The 24,771-nt window shown below is 68.6% G+C and carries 27 protein-coding genes and 1 tRNA gene; 19 read left to right on the forward strand and 9 right to left on the reverse strand.

Going from position 1 to position 24,771, the window contains the following annotated elements:
* Positions 1 to 10: 10 nt before the first annotated feature.
* The 6 genes from C0V75_RS16905 to C0V75_RS16930 all read left to right on the forward strand — a co-directional run bounded on the left by C0V75_RS16905 (position 11) and on the right by C0V75_RS16930 (position 4,490).
* The gene (locus C0V75_RS16905) at positions 11 to 745 is read left to right on the forward strand and encodes a metal ABC transporter ATP-binding protein (RefSeq protein ID WP_101922156.1); all 735 of its coding nucleotides are present in this window, start codon (positions 11 to 13) and stop codon (positions 743 to 745) included.
* A 32-nt stretch (positions 746 to 777) separates the two neighbouring features.
* Positions 778 to 1,704: a metal ABC transporter permease gene (locus tag C0V75_RS16910; protein ID WP_101922157.1), complete on the forward strand. Its 927-nt coding sequence runs from the start codon at positions 778 to 780 to the stop codon at positions 1,702 to 1,704.
* Between the two features lie 10 nt (positions 1,705 to 1,714).
* Entirely contained in the window at positions 1,715 to 2,638 is a 924-nt protein-coding gene (locus C0V75_RS16915) for a metal ABC transporter permease (RefSeq protein WP_101922158.1), read from the forward strand.
* Between the two features lie 64 nt (positions 2,639 to 2,702).
* The gene (gene hisB / locus C0V75_RS16920) at positions 2,703 to 3,290 is read left to right on the forward strand and encodes an imidazoleglycerol-phosphate dehydratase HisB (protein WP_101922159.1); all 588 of its coding nucleotides are present in this window, start codon (positions 2,703 to 2,705) and stop codon (positions 3,288 to 3,290) included.
* A gap of 133 nt (positions 3,291 to 3,423) precedes the next feature.
* Positions 3,424 to 4,062 (forward strand): imidazole glycerol phosphate synthase subunit HisH, encoded by a 639-nt coding sequence (gene hisH, locus C0V75_RS16925; protein ID WP_101922160.1) that lies wholly within the window; start codon positions 3,424 to 3,426, stop codon positions 4,060 to 4,062.
* A 125-nt stretch (positions 4,063 to 4,187) separates the two neighbouring features.
* Positions 4,188 to 4,490 (forward strand): hypothetical protein, encoded by a 303-nt coding sequence (locus C0V75_RS16930; RefSeq protein WP_101922161.1) that lies wholly within the window; start codon positions 4,188 to 4,190, stop codon positions 4,488 to 4,490.
* Here the strand turns inward: C0V75_RS16930 and C0V75_RS16935 are convergent.
* Together C0V75_RS16935 and C0V75_RS16940 are read right to left on the reverse strand one after the other, a co-directional pair.
* Positions 4,480 to 5,364 carry a DMT family transporter gene (locus C0V75_RS16935; protein ID WP_101922162.1) on the reverse strand — a complete coding sequence of 295 codons (885 nt, stop codon included), beginning with the start codon at positions 5,362 to 5,364 and terminating at the stop codon, positions 4,480 to 4,482. The genes C0V75_RS16930 and C0V75_RS16935 overlap by 11 nt on opposite strands.
* Before the next feature lie 99 nt (positions 5,365 to 5,463).
* Positions 5,464 to 5,859, reverse strand: a complete 396-nt coding sequence (locus C0V75_RS16940) for a DUF2147 domain-containing protein (protein ID WP_101922163.1) — start codon at positions 5,857 to 5,859, stop codon at positions 5,464 to 5,466.
* 150 nt (positions 5,860 to 6,009) lie between these two features.
* On the opposite strand from C0V75_RS16940, the gene hisA reads away from it, so the two are divergent.
* Both hisA and C0V75_RS16950 read left to right on the forward strand, forming a co-directional pair.
* Positions 6,010 to 6,732 (forward strand): 1-(5-phosphoribosyl)-5-[(5-phosphoribosylamino)methylideneamino]imidazole-4-carboxamide isomerase, encoded by a 723-nt coding sequence (hisA, locus tag C0V75_RS16945; protein WP_101922164.1) that lies wholly within the window; start codon positions 6,010 to 6,012, stop codon positions 6,730 to 6,732.
* Positions 6,733 to 6,838: 106 nt separating this feature from the next.
* Positions 6,839 to 7,120: a hypothetical protein gene (locus C0V75_RS16950; protein ID WP_101922165.1), complete on the forward strand. Its 282-nt coding sequence runs from the start codon at positions 6,839 to 6,841 to the stop codon at positions 7,118 to 7,120.
* A gap of 5 nt (positions 7,121 to 7,125) precedes the next feature.
* Here C0V75_RS16950 and C0V75_RS16955 read toward each other — a convergent pair whose 3' ends face one another.
* Positions 7,126 to 8,037 carry an HNH endonuclease gene (locus C0V75_RS16955; protein ID WP_101922166.1) on the reverse strand — a complete coding sequence of 304 codons (912 nt, stop codon included), beginning with the start codon at positions 8,035 to 8,037 and terminating at the stop codon, positions 7,126 to 7,128.
* Between the two features lie 78 nt (positions 8,038 to 8,115).
* Complete coding sequence (locus C0V75_RS23035; RefSeq protein WP_101922167.1) at positions 8,116 to 9,051, reverse strand: hypothetical protein; 936 nt, start codon at positions 9,049 to 9,051, stop codon at positions 8,116 to 8,118.
* A gap of 74 nt (positions 9,052 to 9,125) precedes the next feature.
* Between C0V75_RS23035 and hisF the strand changes: the two genes are divergently transcribed.
* The 3 genes from hisF to C0V75_RS16975 all read left to right on the forward strand — a co-directional run bounded on the left by hisF (position 9,126) and on the right by C0V75_RS16975 (position 11,305).
* Positions 9,126 to 9,887, forward strand: coding sequence for an imidazole glycerol phosphate synthase subunit HisF (hisF, locus tag C0V75_RS16965; protein WP_101922168.1), 762 nt, complete (start codon positions 9,126 to 9,128; stop codon positions 9,885 to 9,887).
* Positions 9,884 to 10,195, forward strand: coding sequence for a phosphoribosyl-ATP diphosphatase (locus C0V75_RS16970; RefSeq protein ID WP_101922169.1), 312 nt, complete (start codon positions 9,884 to 9,886; stop codon positions 10,193 to 10,195). The genes hisF and C0V75_RS16970 overlap by 4 nt, the downstream gene beginning before the upstream one ends.
* Before the next feature lie 246 nt (positions 10,196 to 10,441).
* On the forward strand, positions 10,442 to 11,305 hold the full coding sequence (locus C0V75_RS16975) for a CPBP family intramembrane glutamic endopeptidase (RefSeq protein ID WP_101922170.1): 864 nt from the start codon (positions 10,442 to 10,444) through the stop codon (positions 11,303 to 11,305).
* 43 nt (positions 11,306 to 11,348) lie between these two features.
* Here the strand turns inward: C0V75_RS16975 and C0V75_RS16980 are convergent, their stop codons facing one another.
* Both C0V75_RS16980 and rlmB read right to left on the reverse strand, forming a co-directional pair.
* Positions 11,349 to 11,762, reverse strand: a complete 414-nt coding sequence (locus C0V75_RS16980; RefSeq protein WP_101922171.1) for a CoA-binding protein — start codon at positions 11,760 to 11,762, stop codon at positions 11,349 to 11,351.
* Positions 11,763 to 11,942: 180 nt separating this feature from the next.
* Positions 11,943 to 12,731: a 23S rRNA (guanosine(2251)-2'-O)-methyltransferase RlmB gene (gene rlmB / locus C0V75_RS16985; RefSeq protein ID WP_101922172.1), complete on the reverse strand. Its 789-nt coding sequence runs from the start codon at positions 12,729 to 12,731 to the stop codon at positions 11,943 to 11,945.
* Positions 12,732 to 12,853: 122 nt separating this feature from the next.
* On the opposite strand from rlmB, the gene C0V75_RS23040 reads away from it, so the two are divergent.
* Positions 12,854 to 12,937: transfer RNA gene (locus C0V75_RS23040), tRNA-Tyr, on the forward strand.
* Between the two features lie 23 nt (positions 12,938 to 12,960).
* Here C0V75_RS23040 and C0V75_RS16990 read toward each other — a convergent pair.
* Positions 12,961 to 13,344, reverse strand: coding sequence for a hypothetical protein (locus C0V75_RS16990; protein WP_101922173.1), 384 nt, complete (start codon positions 13,342 to 13,344; stop codon positions 12,961 to 12,963).
* A gap of 117 nt (positions 13,345 to 13,461) precedes the next feature.
* Here C0V75_RS16990 and C0V75_RS16995 point away from each other — a divergent pair, with 117 nt between their 5' ends.
* The 4 genes from C0V75_RS16995 (at position 13,462) to C0V75_RS17010 (ending at position 17,644) form a co-directional block, all read left to right on the forward strand.
* Entirely contained in the window at positions 13,462 to 14,256 is a 795-nt protein-coding gene (locus C0V75_RS16995) for a dimethylarginine dimethylaminohydrolase family protein (RefSeq protein ID WP_101922174.1), read from the forward strand.
* Between the two features lie 19 nt (positions 14,257 to 14,275).
* A complete protein-coding gene (locus tag C0V75_RS17000) occupies positions 14,276 to 15,259 on the forward strand; it encodes a hypothetical protein (protein ID WP_101922175.1) in 984 nt (327 codons plus the stop codon).
* An 88-nt stretch (positions 15,260 to 15,347) separates the two neighbouring features.
* A complete protein-coding gene (locus C0V75_RS17005; RefSeq protein WP_101922176.1) occupies positions 15,348 to 15,815 on the forward strand; it encodes a type III secretion system chaperone in 468 nt (155 codons plus the stop codon).
* A gap of 11 nt (positions 15,816 to 15,826) precedes the next feature.
* Entirely contained in the window at positions 15,827 to 17,644 is a 1,818-nt protein-coding gene (locus C0V75_RS17010) for a protein kinase (protein WP_101922177.1), read from the forward strand.
* A gap of 50 nt (positions 17,645 to 17,694) precedes the next feature.
* Here C0V75_RS17010 and C0V75_RS17015 read toward each other — a convergent pair whose 3' ends face one another.
* Positions 17,695 to 18,294, reverse strand: a complete 600-nt coding sequence (locus C0V75_RS17015) for a LysE family translocator (RefSeq protein WP_101922178.1) — start codon at positions 18,292 to 18,294, stop codon at positions 17,695 to 17,697.
* A 72-nt stretch (positions 18,295 to 18,366) separates the two neighbouring features.
* On the opposite strand from C0V75_RS17015, the gene C0V75_RS17020 reads away from it, so the two are divergent.
* Both C0V75_RS17020 and C0V75_RS17025 read left to right on the forward strand, forming a co-directional pair.
* Entirely contained in the window at positions 18,367 to 18,819 is a 453-nt protein-coding gene (locus C0V75_RS17020; protein WP_101922179.1) for an Lrp/AsnC family transcriptional regulator, read from the forward strand.
* 623 nt (positions 18,820 to 19,442) lie between these two features.
* Positions 19,443 to 20,735 carry an O-acetylhomoserine aminocarboxypropyltransferase/cysteine synthase family protein gene (locus tag C0V75_RS17025; RefSeq protein ID WP_101922180.1) on the forward strand — a complete coding sequence of 431 codons (1,293 nt, stop codon included), beginning with the start codon at positions 19,443 to 19,445 and terminating at the stop codon, positions 20,733 to 20,735.
* A gap of 56 nt (positions 20,736 to 20,791) precedes the next feature.
* Here the strand turns inward: C0V75_RS17025 and C0V75_RS17030 are convergent, their stop codons facing one another.
* On the reverse strand, positions 20,792 to 21,493 hold the full coding sequence (locus C0V75_RS17030; protein ID WP_101922453.1) for an SIMPL domain-containing protein: 702 nt from the start codon (positions 21,491 to 21,493) through the stop codon (positions 20,792 to 20,794).
* Between the two features lie 168 nt (positions 21,494 to 21,661).
* Between C0V75_RS17030 and C0V75_RS17035 the strand changes: the two genes are divergently transcribed.
* Positions 21,662 to 24,688: a translation initiation factor 2 gene (locus C0V75_RS17035; protein WP_101922181.1), complete on the forward strand. Its 3,027-nt coding sequence runs from the start codon at positions 21,662 to 21,664 to the stop codon at positions 24,686 to 24,688.
* Positions 24,689 to 24,771: the final 83 nt, after the last annotated feature.

The raw sequence follows: 24,771 nt of genomic DNA on the forward strand, positions 1-24,771 counted from the left end.
CCCAATCCCCATGCCGGAAACGGCACTCGCCATCTCAGGCCTGACCGTGGCCTACGGTTCAGTCCCCGTAGTCGCCACGGTCAGTGCCCGGTTTCCCAAAGGGTCGATGACCGCCGTCATCGGCCCCAACGGCGCGGGAAAATCCACGCTGCTCAAGGCCGCGCTCGGCCTCATCCCCGCCGTGACGGGTGAGGTGCGCGCCTTCGGCGACCCGGTCGCCCGCGCCATGCCCCGCATCGCCTATGTCCCCCAGCGCGCCGCCGTGGACTGGGAATTCCCCGCCCGCGTCATCGACGTGGTGCAGATGGGCCTCTATCGCCGCCTCGGCCTTTTCGGCCGCCTCACCCCCGGCCTCAGGGCGCAGGCAATGGCCCAGCTCGACCGCCTCGGCATGGCCGATTTCGCCACCCGCCAGATCGGCGCCCTCTCGGGGGGCCAGCAGCAGCGCGTCTTCCTCGCCCGCGCCCTGGCGCAAGAGGCGGATCTCGTGATCCTCGACGAACCCTTCGCCGGCGTCGATGCCGCGACCGAGGCCGCGATCATCGCCGTCCTGCACGGGCTGCGCGCTGAAGGCCGCACCGTCATCGCCGTGCATCACGACCTTTCCACCGTCCCGGCCTATTTCGACCGCGTGCTGCTGCTGAACCGCCGCGTCATCGCCGAAGGCGCGACCGCCGCCACCTTCCGCCGCGCCGTGGTGGCCGAGGCCTATGGTCACCAGCTTCTGACCGCCATCCCCGCCTGACGCCACGGGAAGGAATCGGCCCCGGCCTCCAGATGCTTGACACGGTCCTCAACGCCCTGATCCTCAACGCCGGCTACAATGCCGCCCTCGTCGGCATCGGCGCGGCGCTGCTCGGGCTTGCGGCGGGCTGCATCGGGGCCTTCGTGACGCTGCGCCGCCGCGCGCTCACCTCCGATGCCATGGCCCATGCCACCCTGCCCGGCATCGCGTTGGCCTTCCTCGTCATGGCCGCCGCCGGGGGCGACGGGCGCAACCTGGCGGGCCTCATGCTCGGCGCGGGCCTCTCCGCCGCGCTGGGGCTGATCTGGCTCGACCGGCTGTCCCGTACCCGCCTGCCCGAGGATGCCGCCATCGGCGCGACCCTCTCCACCTTCTACGGCGCAGGCATCCTGCTGCTGACCGTGATCCAGAACCTCGCCCTCGGCCGCCCCGCCGGGCTCGACTCGGTGCTGCTGGGTTCGACGGCGGGAATGCTGCGGGGGGATGCGATCATCCTCGCCCTCGGGGCGGCGGTCACGCTCTGCCTTCTGTTCATCCTGCGCCGCCCGCTGATCATGACCGCCTTCGACCCCGGCCATGCGCGGCTGATGGGGGTGAACACCGCCCTGATGGACCGCGCGCTGCTCCTCCTCACCCTGGCCTGCGTCCTCCTCGGCCTGCATGTGGTGGGGCTTATCCTGATCGTGGCGCTGCTCATCCTCCCCGCCCTCGCCGCCCGGCTCTGGTCCGACCGGATGGAGACGGTCGCCCTCCTCGCCGGGGCCATCGGCGCCCTGGCCGGCTATCTCGGCGCGGCGCTTTCCGTCGCCCTGCCCGACCTGCCCACCGGCCCGGCCATCGTCATGATCACCTTCACCCTCTTCGCCGCCTCGGCCCTCGTCGCCCCCGGCAAGGGCCTGCTCGCCCAGGCCGCCGCACGCGCCCGCCTGCGCCGCGCCCTGCCAACGGGGCCAAACTGATGGGGCCAAACTGATGGGCGCCGAATTCGTCCCCCTCACCCTGCCGCCGCTGGTCATCGCGACCCTCGCCGCACTCGCATGTGCCGCGCCGGGCAACTTCCTGCTCCTGCGCCGCCAGGCGCTGCTCGGCGATGCCATCTCGCATGTCGTCCTGCCCGGTCTCGTCGCGGCCTTCCTCCTCACCGGCTCCACCGCCCCGCCCGTGATGCTGGCCGGCGCCCTCGCCGCCGCCGCCCTCTCCGCCCTGATGATCGAGGCGATCCGGCGCAGCACCAATGCCGATCCCGGCGCGGCCATGGGGGCCACCTTCACCACCATGTTCGCAGGCGGGGTGCTGCTCCTTGAACTCTCCGGCGCCTCCGGCACCCATCTGGACGTGGACCACGCCCTCTATGGCTCGCTCGAGGCGCTGATCTGGCTCGACGCGACCGGCTGGTCCTCGCTGCTCGATCCCGCGGCACTGGCGGGCCTGCCCCCGGAACTGCCGCAGCTCGCCCTCATCACCGCCGCCGTGCTGGCGACCATCGCCCTGCTCTGGCGCCCGCTCACCATCGCCACTTTCGACGAAGGATTCGCCGCCACCCAGGGCATCCCCGTCCGCCTCCTCTCCGCCGCGCTGACCGGCCTCACCGCCCTGGCCGCCGTCGCGGCCTTCTCCGCCGTGGGGTCGATCCTGACCATCGCCATGCTCGTCTGCCCCCCCGCCACCGCGCGGCTGCTGACCGACAGCCTGCCGCGCCAGGTCGGCCTCTCGCTGCTCTGCGCCGCCGCCGCCGCGATCCTCGGCACCCTTGCGGCGGGCTACCTGCCCCTCGCCCTCGGCCTTCCCTTCGCCGTCTCGGCAGCGGGCGCCATCGCCGCCACCTCCGGCCTATTCCTCGCCCTCGCCGCCACCTTCGGCCCGCGCCGCCATCCCCTGCAAGGCGCCGCCTGAGCCGCCCGCTTCCCAAAGCCCGCCCCAGCCCATATAAGGCCCCGACACCTGACGGAGCCCCCCGATGCGCAAGGCCGAAATCCACCGCCAGACCGCCGAAACCGAAATCGCCGTCACCGTCGCGCTCGACGGGACGGGGAGCTATGACAATCACAGCGGCGTCGGCTTCTTCGACCACATGCTGGACCAGCTCGCCCGCCACTCCCTCATCGACCTGACGGTCAAGGCCGATGGCGACCTGCATGTCGATGACCACCACACCGTCGAGGATTGCGGCATCGCGCTGGGCCAGGCCCTCGCCGCCGCGCTGGGCGACAAGCGCGGCATCCGCCGCTATGGCCATTTCGTCCTGGCCATGGACGATGCGCAGGTCGCCTGCGCGCTCGACCTGTCGGGGCGGCCCTTCCTGGTCTGGAACCTGCCCTTCCCGACCCAGAAGATCGGCAGCTTCGACACCGAGCTTGTGCGCGAATTCTTCCAGGCGCTGGCCACCCATGGCGGGATCACCCTGCATCTGGACCTCGTCCATGGCGTGAACAGCCATCACATCGCCGAAGCCGCCTTCAAGGCCGTCGCCCGCGCCCTGCGCATGGCGGTAGAGCCTGACCCGCGGCTGGGCAACGCGCTGCCCTCCACCAAGGGCGCGCTCTGATCCGCAGGCCGCGAAGAATTTTCACCCGAAAATTCTTCGCCCCCCGCCCCCCGAAGAATTTTCGCCGAAAACTCTTCTCCCCCCTCCCGAAGAATTTTCGCCGAAAATTCTTCGTCCCCGCCGGAGCCCCGCCATGCCCCTGACCGTCCTCGTCGATTACGACAGCGGCAATCTCCATTCCGCCGAAAAGGCCTTCCAGCGCATGGCGCAAGAGGTGGGCGGGGGCGACATCCTGGTGACCTCGCGCCCCGAGGATGTCACCCGCGCCGATCGGATCGTCCTGCCCGGCGACGGGGCCTTCCCGGCCTGCCGCCGCGCGCTCGGCAGCTATGGCGGGCTGTTCGAGGCGATCTCCGAAGGCGTGGCACAGGGCAAGCCCTTCCTCGGCATCTGCGTCGGCATGCAGATGCTGGCGACCTGGGGGCGGGAATACGAAGACACGCCCGGGTTTGACTGGATCGGCGGCGAAGTCACCCGCATCACCCCGGCCGATCCGGCGCTGAAAGTGCCGCATATGGGCTGGAACGACCTGATCCTCGACCGCCCGCATCCAGTGCTGGCGGGCATCGCCACGGGCGATCACGCCTATTTCGTCCACAGCTACCAGTTCCGCGTCGCCGACCCGGCCCATCGCCTCGCCCATGTGGATTACGCAGGCGACATCACCGCCATCGTCGGGCGCGACACGATCATCGGTACCCAGTTCCACCCCGAGAAATCGCAGGCCATGGGCCTGCGGCTGATCGGCAATTTCCTCCGCTGGGCCCCCTGACGCCCGACATCGGCACGGCAGGCGACCGGCCCCTGTTGGGCCGGCGGCCCGCAGCACAGCGCCCTTGCCGGAACAGCCCCGGCGGCGCATGCTGGGCGCTGGTTATGCGAGTGAAGAGGTTCCCCATGGCACGCGTCCCCCCGCCCGCCGTCCCGGCGTTTCTGCTGGTGCTTGCAGCCTGCGCCTCGCCCGCGCCGGAATTCTTCGGCGCCGCCCGGACCGAGGTCACGGTCGAGGGCCGCAGCTTCACCATCTTCCGGGATGAAAACCGCGTGCAGGTCATCCGCCACGGCCATGCCGGCCCTGCCGAACGCCGCGCCATTCCCGATCTGATGCTGGTCGCCGTCCAGCGCGCCACCGGCTGCATGCCCGTCGCCAGCAGCTTTCAGGGCGACAGCGGCGAAAGGCGCGGCCGGATCAGCTGCTGATCCGGCGCAGCCATGCCCCGGCCCGCCCGTCAATGGCGACAAGGCCCAGCCCGATCAGCCCCGCGCCGACCAGATGCCGCGCCTCCAGCCTTTCGCCCAGCACAGCCACCCCCAGCCCCACCGCCACCGCCGGGATCAGAAAGGTCACAAGCTGCACATTCACCGCCCCCACCGCCGAAAACAGCCGGAAGAAGATCGCATAGGCCAGCCCCGTGGACAGCACCGCCAGCCCCGCCACCGCCGCCCATTCCACCGCTCCCGCCGACACCCCCTCCCAGACCCGCAGCCCCAGCACCACGGGCAAAAGCAGCACCGCCGCGCTCAGGCATTGCCCGAAGGCCGCCGCCATCGGCGCGATCCCCATCCGCCACAAGCGCCGCCCCCAGACCGAGGCCAAGGCATAGCACCCCGCCGCAGCAAGGCACAGGAGCTTGGCCCAACCCTCCCCCTCTCCCGCGCCGCCCATCATCACCGCCACCCCGGCCAGCCCGACCAGCAGCCCGATCACGCGCCCCGGCCCCGGCCTTTCACCCGCCAGCAGGAACAGCGCCAGCACCGTCATCAGCGGGGTCATCGCATTCAGGATCGCGGCCACCCCACCCCCGATCTGCCCCTGCGCCAGCGCGAAAAAGGTGAAAGGCAGCGCATTGTTCAGCAGTCCCATCACCGCAACCGCCCGCCATTCGATCCAGCCCTGCGGCAGCGCCACCCCCGCCGCCCGCAGCATCAGGCCCAGAACGACCGCCCCGCCCGCCACCCGGCACCAGACCACCGCCAGCGGCGGCATCCCCCGCAGCGCCAGTTCGACAAAGAAGAACGACCCGCCCCACAGCACCGCCAGCACCATGAGCAAGCCCCAGTTGCGCCCACCCATCCCCGCCCCTCCGGCATGTGAAAAGGGGGCGCAAGGCCCGCGCCCCGCACCCCCCTTATCCTGCCCGGCCCGCAGAGGCGACCCGAGGCTTGCGCCTTGTCACTCTACCCGCGTCCAGGTCCCGCCGTCGCGGCAGATGCCCAGCACGCAACCCTTCACCGAAAGGCCATCGCCCTGCAACACCATGTAGGAATTATAGGTCTTGTCCCGATCCGGCGACCAGACCTTGCCATCCTCGTAATTGCCATCGCCCGAGGCCATCATGTCCCAGACGATCTGCTTGCCCACATTGGGGCTCTCGACCTCGGCCCCGGCACTGTCAAAGGCCTTGATCAGCGTGCCGCAAAAGGCCGGCCCGCAGGGCTTGATCTCGATATGGCCGAAATTGCCATTGTCATCCGGCTTGGTCTTCCAGACCCCTTCCACCGGATCGGCCGCCTGTGCCGCCCCCGCCAGGCCCAAGCCCAGCACCACCGCCATCACCATCCGCTTCATCGGGCAACTCCTCCCAGATACGCCTCGAACCTCGGGCCATCATCGCAAAGCCCCGCTGCCGATCAAGCCTGACGTTGGGTCGCGCCGCCCCTTGCCCTGCCCGCCGCCCCATGCCAAAGCCCCGGACAGAGCAATTGCAGGTTCCCGCCCATGATCCTCTACCCCGCCATCGACCTGAAAGACGGCCAATGCGTCCGCCTTCTGCGCGGCGAGATGTCCGCCGCGACCGTCTTCGGCGACGACCCCGCCGCCCAGGCCGCGAAGTTCGAGGCAGCGGGCTGCGACTGGCTCCATCTCGTCGATCTGAACGGCGCCTTTGCCGGAACGCCGGTCAATGCCGCTGCGGTGGAGGCAATCCTCGCCCGCGTCACCGTCCCGGCCCAGCTCGGCGGCGGCATCCGCGACATGGCCACCATCGCCATGTGGCTTGAAAAGGGCCTCGCCCGCGTCATCCTCGGCACCGTGGCGGTCGAGAACCCCGCCCTCGTGCGCGAGGCCGCCCGCGCCTTCCCCGGCCGTGTCGCCGTCGGCATCGACGCCCGCAAGGGCCGCGTCGCCACCAAGGGTTGGGCCGAAGAGACGGATGTCATGGCCACCGACCTGGCCCGCAGCTTCGAGGATGCCGGGGTCGCCGCCCTGATCTACACCGATATCGACCGCGACGGGGCCATGGGCGGCCCGAACATCGAGGCGACCGAGGCGCTGGCCCGCGCGGTGACCATCCCCGTCATCGCCAGCGGTGGCGTCAGCCGGATGGAGGACCTCATCGCCCTGCGCGACACCGGCATCATCGCCGGGGCCATCTCCGGCCGCGCGCTCTATGACGGCGCGATCGACCTCGCGGCGGCGCTCGCCGCGCTCAAGGCCAGCTAAGGGGCGCCGCCCCCCCCGCAGCGACAGCAGGACAATTCCCATCCCGCCGCGCAAAGGCCCCCAGATGACCCGCGACAACCGCCCCCGAAGCCGCTAACCTGCCGCCATGCGTGTCGCCTATCTCGTTCTCGGTGTCCTCCTGCTGCTCTGCCTTCTCCCGGTCCTCCTGGCCGCGGCGGCTGTGCTCATCGCCCGCGCGGCGGGATGCATCCCCGAAGGCATGACCTTCACCACCTGCCGCATCCTCGGCACCGACTGGGCCGAGGCGCTCACCACCTCGCTCACCCTGCACTGGCTGGGCCTCTTCACCCTGCCCATCGCCGCCGCGCTGGCCGCGCTCCTCCTCCTCCTCGCCCTGATCGACCTCCTCCGCCGCCTGTTCCGGTAACGGGCTCACCCCCAGGGCGCAGGACCGGCAAGCTCCACCTGCCCGAAGACATTTTCCCGATGCCAGCGCAGGTTGTCCGGATGGGGATGATACCGCGCCTCCGCAGGCAGCAGCAGCCGCCCGCCCGGATGGATCAGCCGGTCCACCACCTCGCCCGGCACCTTGTTTCGCGAGACGAGCACTGTTCCATCCGCCGCAACGGAGATCAGCCCCCGGTCGAACATCCAATGCAGGGTCCCGGACAGCGCTAGGCCGTTGCGAACGGAATCGCTCCCGCGATGCTCGACCGGGCGGATATGCGCAGCCTGCACCTCCGGCCGTCCGCCGCCGTTGCGCAGGCGCAACCCCGAAATCGCACAGCGGTAGTCATAGGCCGCGCGCACCTTCCGCCGGAAGGCCACGTCGCGATAGGGCCTACTCAGCAGTCGCTCGATCACGGGCCGGTCAAAGGGCGCGGCCTCATCGTCCCAACCGCCCTCATAGCGCCGCGCCTCAACTGTTTCGAGGTCCGCAGGCAACCCCTCCGCCACAATCGCGGCGAACTCGGCCTCCGGCAGGCGCCGCACGGCCAGTTGCTGCGCGCCCCCCGACTTGACGCTGCCATCCTCTGCCATGAGGGCGGCCTCCCAGGCCCGCCCCTTATGCAGACGCGGCACCTCCTTGTCGAAGGGAAGAAAGGTTCCCGGTTCGATCAGGGCCAGGTAGCGCCCGGTCTCACCGGGTTTCGGGATTACCTGCTGGATCCGGGCCACAGCAAAATAGCCGCGCGGACCGGCCTTCACCGGCTCGTAATAGATGACCCAATCCCCGATGCCCTCCTCGACAGCCTTAAGGTAGGCCTTGGGAAAGTCATAGCGGCTGTCCGGTTCATCGTCATAGATCGAGTCCGCCTTGTGAAGCAGAACGAGCTTGGTCATCTTCCCCGGTTTCCAGCAATTCAGCGACACTTTCCCGGCATCCTAGGCGCGATCCCATCGCCACGCCAGGCCACCGCGTCACCCCCGCGCTGCCCTCCACAGCAGCGACAGCCACAGCCCCAACCCCAGCGCCCCGGTCGCCAGCGCCACCGGCACATTCACCGCAACCCCGCCAAGGATGACCCAGCCCGGCACCACCAGCAGCGTGGTCGTCAAAGGGGCAAGCCCGAAGGCCAGACAGCGCAGCCAGGGCAGCGGCGGGCCGAACAGGCCCGGCCCGGCCCCCCTCGCCCCGGCCTCGGGCCTGGCCGCCCTCCCCCCGCCCCGCCCCAGCCGGACCATCGCCCAGACTGTCACCGCCACCATCCCCGGCCCGGCCAGCCGCAGCGGTGACGGGGTCAGCACCGTGCCCACAATCCACAGCGCCGCCACGCCCCCCGGCATCAGCCACAGCCACCACCGCCCGCGCGGCAGGGTCGGCAGCCGCGTCAGCACCCCAAGCGCCAGCCCCGCCCCGATCCCGCCCAGCCCCAGATAGGCGCCCACTCCGGCAAACCCGGCCAGCGCCTTGCCCTCCAGCGGCCAGTAGAGCCCCCAGACCGCCCCGAACAGCCCCAGCGCCAGCATCCCCGCCACCTGCCGCCCGATCCCGCCGCGCGCCAGCGCCAGACCGCCCGCCAGCACACAAAGCCCGCTCACCACGGCGTGCCACGCCAAGGGCGTCCAGACCAGTTGCAGGGGAAAGGCCTCATACATCGTCCCCACCACCGCCCCCTCGATCTGGAACCCCAGCAGCGCCCCGCCCAGAAAGGCCGCCCGCCATCCCCCGATCCCGGACCAGATCACCGTCGACAGCGCCGCCCCGGCCGCCACCGCATAGGCCAGCCATGTGACCCCGATCTCTAAAAGCCGCAGCTCCGGCGCGGGCGTCGTCCAGAACAGGTTCTCCCCCGCCCAGACCGCGATCCAACCCAGCGCAAGCGACGCCAGCAGATAGACCCCGGCCTCCCGCATCGCACCCCCCCTGCAACCCACTGGCCCTTTCTGCCCCGCAAGGGTAGAAGGCCGCAATCCTCCCGGTGGCGCCCATGCTCAAGACCCGCATCATCCCCTGCCTCGACGTGGCCGATGGCCGCGTGGTGAAAGGCGTCAACTTCGTCGACCTCCGCGATGCCGGCGACCCGGTCGAGGCCGCCCGCGCCTATGACGCCGCCGGGGCGGATGAGCTTTGCTTCCTCGACATCCACGCCACCCATGAAAACCGCGGCACGATGTTCGACCTCGTCACCCGCACGGCGGAACAGTGCTTCATGCCGCTCACCGTCGGCGGCGGCGTCCGCACGCCCGAAGACGTGCGCGCCCTCCTCCTTGCCGGGGCCGACAAGGTCAGCTTCAACTCCGCCGCCGTGGCCGATCCCGATGTCGTCGCCCGCAGCGCCGACCGCTTCGGATCGCAATGCATCGTCGTCGCCATCGACGCCAAGACCGTCTCTCCCGGCAGATGGGAGATTTTCACCCATGGCGGGCGCAAACCCACCGGCATCGACGCGGTCGCTTTCGCCCGCACCGTGGCGGCAAAGGGCGCAGGTGAAATCCTCCTCACCTCGATGGACCGTGACGGCACAAGGGCAGGTTTCAACCTTCCCCTCACCCGCGCCATCGTCGATGCCGTTCCCATTCCGGTCATCGCCTCAGGGGGGGTCGGCACGCTCGACCACCTTGTCGAAGGCGTCACCATCGGCGGGGCCTCCGCCGTTCTCGCCGCCTCCATCTTCCATTTCGGCGATTACACCATCCGCCAGGCCAAGGATCACATGGCCGCCGCCGGCATCCCGATGAGGCTGACATGACCCCCCTCCACCGTCTCGCCGCGACGATCCAGTCCCGCAAGGGGGCCGATCCCGAAAACTCCTGGACGGCCAAGCTCCTCTCCAAGGGCCCCGAGAAATGCGCCGAGAAATTCGGCGAAGAGGCCGTCGAAGCCATCATCGAGGCCGTGAAGGGCGACCGCGACCGCCTCACGGCCGAGGCGGCCGATGTCCTCTACCACCTCCTCGTCATGCTCGCCGCCCGCGACGTGACGCTGGACGAGGTGCTGGCCGAACTCGCCCGCCGCGAGGGCCAGTCGGGCCTTGCCGAAAAGGCCGCACGGGGCTGACCCCGCCCCCCTGGGGAAGGGGTCCGGCCCCGCTTGTGCCATCGCAAAAACGATGGACCGCCGCCACGGCTTGCCCCTAAACTCCGCCATCGGTGGCCCCGCAGCCACGGACAGCCGGCACGGCAAGATGGAGAAGGCCCGCGTGACCCACCCGCCTCCCGTCCCGGCCAAACGACGCCCCCTCCCTCCGCCACCGGATCGCGCGCGCCCCGCTGCGCCACCGGCCAGCAGAAAGGACCCCGTCCCATGGCAGACACATCCCCGACCGCCGCGCCGATCTGGCTGCGCGCCCTGCAATTCCCCCTGACCCGGCTGATCGTTCTGGGCGGGGGGCTCTTCTACTTCATGGGCTGGACCGAAAGCCGCCTCATCCTCGCGAAAGAGAACCCCGCCCTCGGCGCCCTCATCGCCCTCGCCCTCGGCCTGGTCGCCATCCTCCTCTACATCGCCTGGGGCCGCATCATCGAACGGCGCGAGGTGACCGAAGTCTCCACCCCCGGCGCGGGCCGCGAATTCGGCATCGGCCTGCTGATCGGGGTCGGCCTCTACAGCGCCTGCGTCCTGATCCTCTGGCTCATGGGCATCTATCAGGTGCAGGGCCTGAACCCGGTCACCTTCATGATCCCGGCCATCGCCATGGCCATCAAATCCGGCATCTTCGAGGAACTGGTCTTCCGCGGCGTGCTCTTCAAATCGCTGGAGGACATGGCCGGAAGCTGGATCGCCATCGTCATCTCCTCCGCGGTCTTCGGCTTCCTCCACCTGCTCAATCCCGACGGCAGCTTCCTCGGCGCCCTCTTCATCAGCATCGAGGCCGGGCTGCTTCTGGCCGCCGCCTATCTCGTCACCCGCCGCCTCTGGATCTGCATCGGCTTCCACATCGGCTGGAACTATGTCCAATCGGCGCTCTATTCGGGCATCGTCTCGGGCGGCGTCGCCGAACCCGGCCTGCTGCAAGTCAACATCGACGGCCCCACGATCCTGACCGGCGGCACCTTCGGCATGGAACAGTCGATCCTCGCGCTCGTCTTCTGCACCCTGACCGGGGTGATCCTGCTGATGATGGCGATGCAGAAGGGGAATCTGAAATCCCCGCCCTGGTCCCGCTAGGAACGCACGGCATCCCGGCCCCGTCTCGGGATCGGGATGCCCCTCACATCCCCAGCCGCGGCATCTCGATCGCCGGGCAGCGGTCCATCACCGCCGCCACGCCCGCCGCCCGCGCCCGCGCCGCCGCCGCCTCATCCACCACGCCAAGCTGCATCCACACCGCCTTCAGCCCCGGCAGAACCGCCAGCGCCTCATCCACCACCGCGCCCGCCTCTTCGCTGCGCCGGAAGATGTCCACCATATCCACCCCCCCGCCGATCTCGGCCAGCGAGGCGCGCACCACCTCGCCCAGCGCCATCTCCCCCGCCTGCCCCGGATTGACCGGGATCACCCGGAACCCCCTGCCCTTCAGAAAGGCCGCCACCCGATGGCTCGGCCGCTCCGGCTTCGGCGACCAGCCGACAACGGCAATCGTCCGCACCTCGCGCAGCAGATGGCGGATATCCTCATCGGTCATGGCTCACCTCCAATGAAAAAGGCGCCCGGGCCTCTGCGGCCGGGCGCCAAGTCGCGGAACGAGGGACAGTGAACGAGACACGGGTGTTCCGAACCCGCTCCCTGTCCTGTGACATAGATGGCGCAGTCCGGGATTTAAGACCTGTTCCCGCATTCGTGAACACCGCCTTCTCTTGAACGCCTATCTCTGCGACGCCGCATAAAGCCCCACCGCCGCCGCGTTCGACACGTTCAGCGACCCGAAAGCCCCGGCAAAGGGAATGCGCGCGATCACGTCACAGGTCTCGCGCGTCTTGTCCCGCAGCCCCGGCCCTTCCGCCCCGAGGACCAGCCCCACGGGCCGCGTCCCGACCGAGGCGATGGCCTCCGCCAAGGGGACCGTCCCGTCGCCATCCAGCCCGATCAGGACAAACCCCATCTCCTTCAATTCCACCATCGCATCGGCCAGGTTCGTCACCCGCAGATAGGGCTGCCGCTCCAGCGCCCCGCTCGCCGTCTTGGCCAGCGCCCCGGTCTCCGGCGCGGAATGGTGGCGCGGCGCGATCACCGCCCGCGCGCCGAACACCTCCGCCGACCGCAGCACCGCCCCCACGTTGTGCGGGTCCGTCACCCGGTCCAGCAGCACCACCAAGGGCGCCCCCGCGCCCGAGATTGCCACATCGGCCAGCTTGCCCCAGTTCAGCGGCCGCGCCTCCAGCGCCGCGCCCTGATGCACCGATCCCTCGTCGATGGGCACATCGAACTTGCGCGGATCGACAATCTCCGCCTCCATCCCGCTTTCGGCAATCGCCGCCTCCAACCGGTCATGGGCGTTCTTCGTCACCACCAGCCGCAGCTTTTCACGGGCCGGGTTCACCAGCGCATCCCGCACCGCATGGATGCCGAACAGCCAGACCGTCTCCTTCGCCTCGGCCCGCTTCGCGCGTTCCTTGTCGATCACCCAGGTCGGTTTCTTGGCCCCGGTCTTCATGCCCGCATCCCCTTCTCGCCTCCCCCCATCCATGTCCCCCGAACCGCCCCGGATGCAAGCCACAAATCCCCGCTTTCCACCTTGACGCCCCTTCCCCCCTCGGCTATCCCCCGCCTCGCGTCGGGCGACGAGCTGCAAGGTGCGGCAGCGGACTGTAACTCCGCCGGGGAGACCCATGCCTGGTTCGATTCCAGGGTCGCCCACCACTCCCCCCAATCACTCACCGTGCTCAGGGCCGCACCACCGTCAGGTCGCAGCCATTGCTGTCGATCCCCTGGAACGACCGCCCGCCCGGATCGGCAACCAGCAGCGCCTCGGTCGGCAACTGCCCCTCCCAGGACGTCTGCACCCGCAGGTTCGACCGCTCCATCTGCGCCGCGAACTGCCCCCGCTCGCCCAGATTGTTGGTGATGATGCCGAAATACTCCCCCCGCGCCCGCTCGGCCACCTCGGCCTCCGCCAAGATGGTGATCGCGCCGAAATGGCTCTGCGGCGGGCAAACCGCCGTGATCCGCCACGCCCCCTCGATCGACGGGACACAGCCCGCCAGCCCGGCCCCGACCACAGCCCCCAGAAACGCGCCCACTGCGCCGCGCCCAGATCCCATTTCCATCCCCCCCGTTCCGCGCCCCCAAGGGCCGCGCCCTCGGCGAAAGCCTGTCACAGCCGACCCCGCCCCCGCAATTCCCCTGTCGCCCCGCCGCGCATCCTCTGCTACTCCTGCCCCATCATGACCCAAGACGCCTCCTTCCGCTTCACCCATGCCATCACCCGCCGCCCCGCGGCCTCCATCATCCAGGGCCTGCGCGCCGTCGATACCGGCACGCCCGACCTTGCCACGATGCAGGCCCATCATGCGGCCTATATCGCCACCCTCCGCGCCACCGGCGCCACGGTGATCGAACTGCCCGCCCTCGACGCCTATCCCGACTCGGTCTTCGTCGAAGACACCGCCCTCTGCCTGCCCCAGGGCGCCATCATCATGCGCCCCGGTGCCCCCACCCGGCTGGGCGAGGCGGCCGAGATGGAACCCCATCTCCGCGCCCTCTACAGCACCATCGCCCGCATCGAAGGCCCCGGCACCATCGAAGGCGGCGATATCCTCGTGACGGGGCGCGAAATCCTCGTCGGCCAATCCGCCCGCACCGATGCCGCCGGCATCGCCGAACTGCGCGCCATCGTCACCCCTTGGGGCCATGCCCTGCGCGAGGTGCACACCCCCCCCGGCGTCCTGCATTTCAAGACCGACTGCTCGCTTCTGGATGCCGATACGATCCTCTCCACCGAACGCCTCTCCGCCTCGGGCTGCTTCGACGGCTATACCGTCATCCACACCGCACCGGGCGAAGAGGCCGCCGCCAACACCATCCGCTTCAACGACGTGGTGCTGATGCCCGCAGGCTTCCCCGGCACGAAGCAGCGCATCGAACGGGCGGGCTTCTCCGTGGTGGAAATCGGCAATTCCGAATGCGCGAAACTCGACGGCGGCATGTCCTGCCTGTCGCTCCGCTTCACCCCCTCCTGATCGCCGAAGGCGTTCCGCGTTGCCCGCGTTCAACATCCTCTGCATCGGTCAGGCGGGGCGGCTGCAATACGAAGCCGTCCTCCTCGCCGCCTCCCTGCGGAAACACGCGCCGGGCTTCCGGGGCCGCCTTCTGATCGCCACCCCGCGCCCCGGCCCGCTCTGGGGGGCCGAAAACCCCCAGATCACCGATCCCGCGACCCTCGCCCTCCTCCAGGATCTCGGGGCCGAGGTCATCCCCTTCGACAGCCGCGCCTTCGGCGCCCGCTACCCCCATGGCAACAAGATCGAGGCGCTGGCCCATATCCCCGACGCGCCCTTCCTCTTCCTCGATACAGACACGATCATCACCGGCGACATCGCCACCCTGTCACCGGATTTCACCCGCCCCTCCGCCTCGATGAAACGCGAAGGCACCTGGCCGCAGATCGAACTCTACGGCCCCGGTTACTCCGACATCTGGCGCAGCCTCTACACCCGCTTCGGCCTCGATTTCGACACCAGCCTCGACCTGACGCAGCCCGATGAATACTGGCAGCGCTACCTCTATTTCAACGCCGGCTGGTTCCTGCATGAAAGCCCCCGCCGCTTCGGCGCGCTCTTCCTGAAATACGCCACCGAGATCGCGGCAAATCCCGGCCCCGAACTGGCCTGCCAATCCCTCGACCCCTGGCTCGACCAGGTGGCGCTGCCCCTCGTGATCCACGCCCTCGGCGGCGGCCGCCCCGGCCCCGATCTCGCCGGGCTGGATGGCGGGCTCACCTGCCACTGGCGCATCCTGCCCCTCTTCTTCGCCCGCGAAAGCGATCAGGCCGTCGCCGCCATGGAACAGGCCGCCGCCGACCCGAAGGTGAAGCAGGTCCTCACCCAATACCCGCCCTTCCGGAAGATGCTCTACAAGGGACAGGGCCAGGAAGTCCGCGCCCTCTTCGACCGCACCAACCTCCCCCGCAAGGAACAGGCCCTCCGCAACGCCATCAAGCGCGCGGGGCTCTGGGTGCGCTAGGCAGCGCCTCGCGTCAGTGTCGAACGGCACCTCCCCCGAAGACCCGCGCTGCTAGCCTGACCCTCGCAATAACAGCGGGGACAGGACCATGCGGAACGAAGATCTCAACCCGATCATCGGCGCGGCCGGGGAATTCGACGAACACATTCTTGAAATCATCGCGATCGAAGACGCGCCCGCGCTCTGGGCGGTCCGCTTCGAGCATCTGGACATCCTCATCGTCAATCTCCCCGAGGAAGACCTGATCGGCTTCAGCGCCGTCATCGACGTCCCTGAAACGGCCGATCTCCTCTCCCTCTACACGGCCATGCTGGCCGCCAACGGGCTCTGGCGCAGCAGCGGCGGCCTGCGCTTCGCGCTTCGCCCCGACAGCGGCGGAGTCGAACTGTCCATGATCCTTGCCGCCGTCGATCTCACCCCCCGCCTCATCGCCGACTGCTGCGTCGCGCTCGCCGGCCATACGGCAAGCTGGGCGCTCCTCCTCGCCGGGAACCTGCCCGCACCGGATGGCGCGACCATGCCGCCGGAATTCGACCCTTCCCTCATGCGCCTGTGAAGGACCACGCCATGTCTTTGACCATCACGCAAAACACCAAGCTCAGCGACATCAAGGATTTTCTCGAAACGCAGAGATCCGGCAAGGATGTTCTCGCGCGCAAGGACGATGAGGGCAACACCGTCCTCTACACGCGCGGAACCTCCGGCAAGGATTTCTTCCGCAACATCAAGGATCGGCTCCGCTCTGAAGGCGAGGGCGAGCACAGGGGCACCAAATTCGAAAAGAAGCGCGAACTGGCGACCGAGACCCTTGCGAAATTCATCGGAACCGTGGGCCAGGAGGTCCAGGAGAAGTTTTCACAGCTCGACAGCAAGAACATCACGAAGAACCGTAACGGCGAATTACAACAGTGGAACCTCGGCGCGCCCGTTTCGGAACTCTGGGCCAGCGCCAAGGAACTCGTCGGCGCGATGGCGGATAAGGGCATCGCCTCGAACTCTGGGTCCATGCAACGGCTTCTCTCCAATCTCGACTCGCTCACCACTCGGGTCACCAAACTGATCGAAGCCAACATGAACGTGATCGAGACGGTCCCGGACCTCCAGCCGAACAGGAACGAGCAAATCGAAGGCTCCCGCGTGCTCCCATTCACGCTGGAGAATAAGGAATTGACCGTCGACGCCCCCAATCTGCTGATAAACGACACCGTGTTTAAACCCGAGAACGTCATGGGCATGGGCAGTTTCGGTGCTGTGGTCCGCTACACGTCCGAGGACGGCAAAACCACCTTGGCCGTCAAGTTGCCCAATAAAGGCGGCATATCCGACGAGACCCTGCCAGAGAACCAGAGCAAGAAGGCGGCGCTCGAACTTTACAACACCAGCCGGATGATGGAGCAGAACCCGAATGCCGTGGGCTTCACCAGCCATGTCGAACTTGAAGGCGGCTACGTCGCCCTGATCGGCGACCTGATGCCGAACGGAAACATCGACACTCTTGCCAAGGAAGTCCGGCAACTGAGGGAAGACGGAGTTATCGGCGATTTCGAACACAGGATCATCAGCCTTACCGTCCTGAAGGACGCAGCAACGGGCCTCGCCATGATCAACGGCAAGGGACTGACCCACGGCGATGTAAAGGCGCCCAACATGATGCTGTCCGGCGACGGAACGACCGTGCTGATCGACCTTGGCGACGGCATCGAGACATCCCGGATCGCACCCGACTACCATGGACTCGCCCAAAACGTGGATTACGGCGCACCTGAATTCGGGCAAATGAAGGACGAGGCGGAGGTCAGAAAGAAAAAGACGCTCGAGAACGAATACAAAACGATGGACGGTTTCGTCACACAGATCTTCCATTCCCTCGGCAAGGTGTTCAATTCCCTCGACTTGCAAAAAAAGACGCGTGTGCATGAAGACTTCATTTCAAACCTGTCTGACATCAAGAACCGGCTGGAGAAACCGGCCCCTCGTTTGGCAAACTCCGATCTCAAGGTGGGGGCGTCATTCGACACTTTCGGTCTCGGATCGGCGGGTCTGGAATTCTTTCTGGGCGGACGCCTCACCCAGAATAACAACACGGGACAAGATGCCCCCTTCATCAATAAATGGGTACAGTCGGGTACCAATGCGATTGGTCCGGGCGGTCTGCGCGAAAGCACCGGTCGCACGGATCTGGATAACTTCCTGAACGGTATGCTCAGCTCGGATCCGAACAAGCGCCTCACCCCCTCACAGGTGCGCGACCATGACATCATGAACCATACCGCGATCGGCAGCGACGAGGCGCGCAAACTGATCCTCGCCATCAAGAGCGGCAAATCGTCCGACATCGAAGATGCGATCCTTGCCCTCCGCATGAATCACGTCGTGACCGACTGACGCCCAGCCCTTCCCCACCAGCCCTTCCCCTCCCGCGGGGAAGGGCCGTCTCACATCTCCATCCCCACCACCGGGATCAACGACAGCACCAGAAGCCCCGCCATCCCCCAGTTGAACAGGCGCAGCCGCCCCGGCCCCTCCAGCCAGCGCCGCAACCCCTGCCCCGCCGCCGCCCAGACCGCGACCGACGGCAGGTTGACCAGCGCAAAGACCCCCGCCACCGCCGCATAAGCCCCGACCGAAGGCTCCGGCACATAGGCCGCCACCGCGCCCAGCGCCATCGCCCAGGCCTTCGGGTTCACCCATTGAAACGCCGCCGCCTGAAAAAAGGTCATCGGCCGCCCCCCGGCCTTGCCCGCCCCCGGCGCCCCCGCCTGCGCGATCTTCCAGGCCAGCCACAGCATATACCCCACCGCCGCGACCTTCAGCCCGGTCAGCGCCAGCGGATGCGCCAGAAACACCCCCGCCACCCCCAGCCCCACCAGAAACACCATCACCGAATGGCCGATGGAAATGCCCAGCATATGCGGCACCGTCCGCCGCAGCCCGAAATTCACCCCCGAGGCCAGGAGCATCATGTTGTTCGGCCCCGGCGTGACCGAGGTGACGAAGGCAAAGCCCAGAAGGGCAAGGAAAAGCTCATATGTCATGCGCAATTCCTAGCACCCAAGCCGCGCTGCGGGATTGCAAATGCAGCGCCACAGGCGCATCCTGCACAACAAATGACGAAGATAGATGCCATAAACGCCCGCATATTGCGCGAACTCCGGCAGGACGGCCGGGTCAGCAACCTGATCCTCGCCGAACGGGTCGGGCTCTCTCCCTCCGCCTGTCTCCGCCGGGTGCAAGAGATGGAAAGGACCGGCCTCATCAAGGGCTATCGCGCCGTGCTCGACCCCGCACAGCTCGGCATCGGCTTCACAGCCTATGTCACCGTCGGCCTCAACACCCATACCAAGGCATCGCAAGAGGCCTTCGAACGCGCCATCTCCCGCGCCCCGCAGGTCACCGAATGCCACAACATCACCGGCACGGTGGAATATCTCCTGCGCGTCGAATGCACCGATCTCGCCGCCTACAAGCATTGGCATACCGAGGTGCTCGGCACCCTGCCGCAGGTGCAATCCATCACCACCTTCGTCGTCATGGGCAGCCCCAAGGACGACCGCGCCTGACGCCTGCCCCCAAGGCCCGACCCTGCGCCGCAATCCGGGCTCACGCCAAATCCCATCCCCTCCCGCTCAAGCTCGCATTAAGGTTAACGCGCCCGCCCCTTCATCTTGGCCCAAATACTCACAGCCCGGCCTGCCACCCCGCGCAAGGCCGGGCCGCAATGCTCCACCCCCAGCCCGGACGATGGAACAAGGGCTCCCCCTCCCCACCCGAACCACTGCCGCAGAGACCGGCCCCAACGAGGCAACGGCATCGCCCCTGTGCAGCAGCGCACCCTTAACCATGTCTCCCCGCCCCACTCTGCCCGGATTTGTATGTACACTTTGCGGCACAGTTTGCGGCACAGGTCACGGCACAGCCCCTCCCGGCCAAACCCTTGCCCTGACGGAAAAACCCCTCACGGCAGCCCCGCCGCCTTCCCCCCCGTCCTCCCGCTCCCTCCCCCGCCCCGCGCCCGGATACAGGCGCGACGGCTGGCACAATCCCCCGGCCCGGGCCACAGCAGAACGCCGTTTCGCAAACCCTTGGAAAACGGGATGAATTCTCTCTTCTTCCTGCCCCCCCTTCACAGCCCGTCCGCCTTCCCCTACCCTCCGCCCCGCAACAATCCTTGGGAGGGGAACCGATGTCCGACGACCGCCAGCTAGCCTTCGAGACGCTCCAGATCCACGCGGGCACCGCCCCCGATCCCGCCACCGGCGCCCGGCAGGTGCCGATCTACCAGACCACCGCGTACGTCTTCCGCGACGCCGACCACGCCGCCAAACTCTTCAACCTTCAGGAAGTGGGCTACATCTATTCCCGCCTGACCAACCCCACCGTCTCGGCACTGGCCAACCGCGTCTGCGCGCTGGAAGGCGGCGCCGGGGCCATCTGCTGCTCCTCCGGCCATGCCGCCCAGATCATGGCGCTTTTCCCGCTGATGGGGCCGGGGCGGAACATCATCGCCTCCACCCGCCTCTATGGCGGCACGATGACCCAGTTCAGCCAGACCATCAAACGCTTCGGCTGGTCCACCAAATTCGTCGATTTCGACGACCTCGCCGCGATCGAGGCCGCCGTCGATGACGACACCCGCGCCATCTTCTGCGAATCCATCGCGAATCCGGGGGGTTACATCACCGATCTCGATGCCGTGGCCAAGGTCGCCGACAAGGTCGGTCTTCCCCTGATCGTGGATAACACCTCGGCCAGCCCCTATCTCTGCCGCCCCATCGAACATGGCGCGACGCTGGTGGTGCATTCCGCCACCAAATACCTTACCGGCAACGGCACCGTCACCGGCGGCATCGTGGTGGATTCGGGCAAGTTCGACTGGTCCAAGTCGGGCAAGTTCCCCTCGCTCTCGGAACCCGAACCCGCCTATCACGGGCTCGCCTTCCACCCCGCCCTCGGCCCGATGGCCTTCACCTTCCACTCCATCGCCGTCGGCCTGCGCGACCTCGGCATGACGATGAACCCGCAGGGCGCGCATTACACCCTGATGGGCATCGAAACCCTCTCCCTCCGCATGGACAAGCATGTCGAGAACGCCCGCAAGGTCGCGGAATGGCTGGAGAAAGACCCCCGCATCGACTATGTCACCTATGCGGGCCTGCCCTCCTCGCCCTATCACCACCGCGTGGCGCGCATCTGCCCCAAAGGGGCGGGCGCGCTTTTCACCTTCGCGGTCAAGGGCGGCTATGACGCCTGCGTGAAACTGATCGACAACGTCAAGCTCTTCTCCCATGTGGCGAACCTCGGCGACACGCGCTCGCTCATCATCCACTCGGCCTCCACCACCCACCGCCAGTTGACCGAAGAGCAGCAGATCAAATCCGGTGCCGCGCCCAATGTCGTCCGCGTCTCCATCGGGATCGAGAATGCCGATGACATCATCGCCGATCTCGATCAGGCGCTGGCCAAGGCAACCGCCTGATCCGCAACGAAAAAGGGGCGCCCGGCCGGGCGCCCCTCCTGCCTTGGCGATCCGCCTTACTGCGCGATTTCCCAGGTCACCGTGACCGAGGCCGACACCCCGACCTCGCCGCCCTCCACCGGCACCGGCGCCTCGGCCAGCGCAGCCTCCATCCGGTACATCGGCATCGGCGGCATGAAGCCGCTCTCGCTGATCGACACGATCCGCCCCAGCCCCACGCCCGCCGCCCCGGTCAGCAACTCCGCCCGCGCCCGCGCCTTGGCGACCGCCGCCTTGCGCGCCTCGTCCATCGCGGGTTCCGGCTCGGCCAGCCCGAAGCTGATCCCGTTCAGCGTATTGGCCCCGTCCGTGATCGCCGCATCCAGCACCTCGCCCAGCTTCGGCAGGTCGCGCACCCGGATCTGCAACACATTCGTCGCCACATAGCCCTGGATCACCGGCATCGACGACCCGTCACTGTTCGACCAGTTGGGATTGAGGTTCAGGGTCGAGGTCTGGATATCCCGATCCTCCACCCCCGCCGCCTTCACCCGGTCCAGCACCGCCGTCAGCGCCGACGTATTGGCAGCCATCGCCTCGGCCGCCGTCTCGCCCTGCGTCGTCACGCCAAGGCTGACCGTGGCAAGGTCCGGTGCCGCCGTCACCGTGCCCTCGCCGGTCACCGTGATGGTGGCCGGGGCCGTCTCGGCCAGCACCGGCACGGGCAGGGCCACAGCCGCAAGCGCCCCCGAAAGGAAAACCGCCGAAAGAACGCGCATGATGAACACTCCAATGATGCGATTTCTGCATTTTCCACCCGTCCGGGGCGGGCCGTCCAGTCAGGATATCGTGTCCTTGCCTTTCCTTCGGCAAAAAGCTGCTGTAGAGAATTGCACAACCTCGGCCTGTCATTCCCGCCGTGCCGCAAGCTGTGCTAGACCCGCGCCATGAAGCCGAATTTCGCCCTGCACTTCACCGATGACAGCATCGCGCTCCTGCACCGCACCCGGCGTGGCTGGGTCGAAATCGGCACCACTCCCTTCGCCGTCGATGATCTCCCCGCCGCCCTCGCCACCCTGCGCGAAAAGGCCGAGGCGCTGGAACCCGCAGGCATCACGACCAAGCTCGTCATCCCCAATTCCCAGATAAAATATCTGGAAATCGCCGCCCCCGGCCCCGATGCCGCCAAGCGCCGCGCCCAGATCGCGGCCGGTCTGGAAGGCCAGACCCCCTATGACGTCTCCGATCTCGTCTGGGATCACTGGGGCAAGGGGCCGACCGTTCAGGTCGCCGTCCTCGCCCGCGAAACGCTGGACGAGGCGGAAGGTTTCGCCGCCGCCAACGGCTTCAACCCGGTCTCCTTCGTGGCCATCCCCGATGATGCGGCCTATGGCGGCGAACCCTGGTTCGGCCCCTCCAGCCATGCCGCGACGATCCTGAAACCCGGCGAGAAGGTGGATCGTGACCAGGATCCGATCCGCCTCGCCGCCGCCCCCTTCCCCGCCGCAACCGGCGACGCGGACCCCGAACCGGCGCCCGAACCCGCCCCGGAACCCGAGGCGCAGGCTGCGCCCGAACCGCAGGCCGAACCCCAGGCCGAACCGGAACCCGCCGAGGCCGCGACAGCCGAAGCCCAGCCCGAACCGACACCTGCACTGACCCCGGAACCGCCGCCCGCAGCCGAAGCCGCCCCCGAAGCGCAGGCTGAACCACTGCCCGAAGCCGCCCCCGAAACGCAGCCGGAACCGCAGCCCGAACCGGCCACCGCGCCGCTGGCCGAGGAACCCGCCCCGGCCCCGCTGCGCGTGCTCCAGGACGATCTCGCCGGGCTGATCCGGCCCGAAACCTCGCTCTCCGAAAGCCCGGTCGATCCCGCCGCCATCGCCGCGACCCTCGCCCCGAGCGAAGCGCCCGCGCCATCCTCTGTCCTTGCCGGCACCATTCCCGACATGGACGAGGCGCCGATGGCCATCGACGTGGCGGAAGAGACAATCGACGACACGCGCAGCCGCCGCCCGGCAACCTCCGTCCTCATCGACCCCTCGGTCGAAGACGACCTTCCGCCGCTGCCCTCGGGCGCGGCGCTCTCGGCCTATAACCGGCGCGGCAGCGATGCCGCGGTCGATCTGCCGTCCTCGGCTCCGGCCATGGCCGACCGCATGTCGCCGCGCGCCGCGCCGGTCGCCGCCGCAGCAGCAGCCCCCGCCCGCAAGGAAGGCAAGGCCGAACGCCCCGCAGGCGTCCGCCCGCCGCCGAAATTCAGCTATGAAACCCCCGGCGAGAAACCCGCCGCCACCGCCCCCAAGGCGCTGCGCGGCCTCGGCGCGCTGGTCACCGCCCCCTCGATCCCGGGTGGCCGCAAGGCCAAGGTCGTGGCCCCCGTCGCCACCGCCACCGCTGCTGCCGCAGCCGCCACGGCCACCACTGCCGCCGCCGCCACCACCACGGCAAAGCGCCCCGCCGGGCTCGGCACCCGCCCGATGCCCGTTCGCGGCAAGCCGCGCCATCTGGGCCTGATCCTGACCGGCCTTCTGCTGATCATGCTCGCCCTCGCGGCTGCGCTCTCCACCTATTACGTAAGCTGGCGCGACCAGGGCAACGAAGCGGTGACCGATGTCGCCGCCGCAGACCCTGCCGCCGCAGGGGCCGCCGATCCCGCCTCAGATCCCGCCACCGATCCCGCCTTCGCGGAAGAGGCGATCCCCGCCCCGGAGGACGAGATGCTCGCCGATCTCGTCGATCCGGCCGAGGTCGCAACCACCCCCGAAGACGAAGCCGCCGCCGATGGCGTGGTGATGGAGGCGATCGACCCCAACGCCACCCTCCCCGCCAGCACCGCACCAGAAACGGCGACCGCCGCCGCACCGCCCGCCGAACCCGCCCCGCAGACGACCGTGGTCGCAGGCGATCCGGCCCGCACCGCCCCCAGCAGCGAACCGCAGGACGAGATTTTCCTCGCCGCCGCCGACAGCGCGCCGCGCACCGTCGATCCCGTGGCCCTGCCCCTGCCTGCCGCGCAGGGCGATCCGCCGCCTGCGGCACAACTGCCGCCGCCGCCCTTCGGCACCATGTATCAATTCGACGAAAACGGTCTGATCCGTGCCACGCCCGAGGGGATCGTCACCCCCGAGGGCGTTCTGCTTACCGCCGGTCCGCCGCCCCGCCTGCCGCCCGAACGCCCCGCCTCCATCGCCGAAGCCGCCGCCGCCGCCGCGATCGACGCCGCCCTCGCCGCCCGCAACGCGGCGGAACCGGGCGCCGCGCCGCCCGCCACGGGCGAAGATTTCGTCATCCCCGCCGATCCGGCGCTGGCCGACAACCGCCCGCTGGCGCGTCCCGCCAACCTCGTCCCCGCGCCGCAGCCGACCGAAACCGCGACCGACGATGATGCCGCCCTCTCGCCGGAACTGGCCTCGCGCCTTGCCGGCGTCCGCCCGGCCGCCCGCCCCGACACGCTCGCCGCCGAAGCCGTGGCCTCCGGCCTGATCGCGCCCGCCACCGCCTCGAACAATGGCAGCCTCGCGCTGGTCGCCCCCGAAGGTGCCGTTTCGCCGCTCGGCCTCGCCATCTCGCGCCGCCCCGCCGCCCGTCCCGAAGACATGAACCGCGCCGTGGAAGAGGCCGTCGCCGCCGCGATCCGCCAGCTCGACCCGGTCCCCGAGGATGACGCCCCCTACGCGGTCGAGGAGAACGAACCCGAAGTCGCCGCCGTCGCCCCGCGCATTCCCAGTTCGGCCAACGTGGCCCAGCAGGCCACCGTCCGCAACGCCATCGACCTGCGCGACATCAACCTGATCGGCGTCTATGGCACCTCCGCCGAACGCTACGCCCTCGTGCGCAACCCCAACGGCCGCTACGTGAAGGTCGAAGTGGGCGACCGGCTCGATGGCGGCCGCGTCGCGGCCATCACCGCCTCGGAACTGCGCTATGAGAAGCGCGGGCGGATGGTGGTGCTGGAACTGCCCAACAGCTAACGGGCCGCGCGCGGCGCTTGCACGCGCCCCCCGCTTCGGCGCATCCTTGCCGCAATCGGCCCGTCAGCAGGCCATCACCGGGA

It is taken from the genome of Tabrizicola sp. TH137, from assembly GCF_002855575.1.
GTDB lineage: Bacteria > Pseudomonadota > Alphaproteobacteria > Rhodobacterales > Rhodobacteraceae > Paragemmobacter.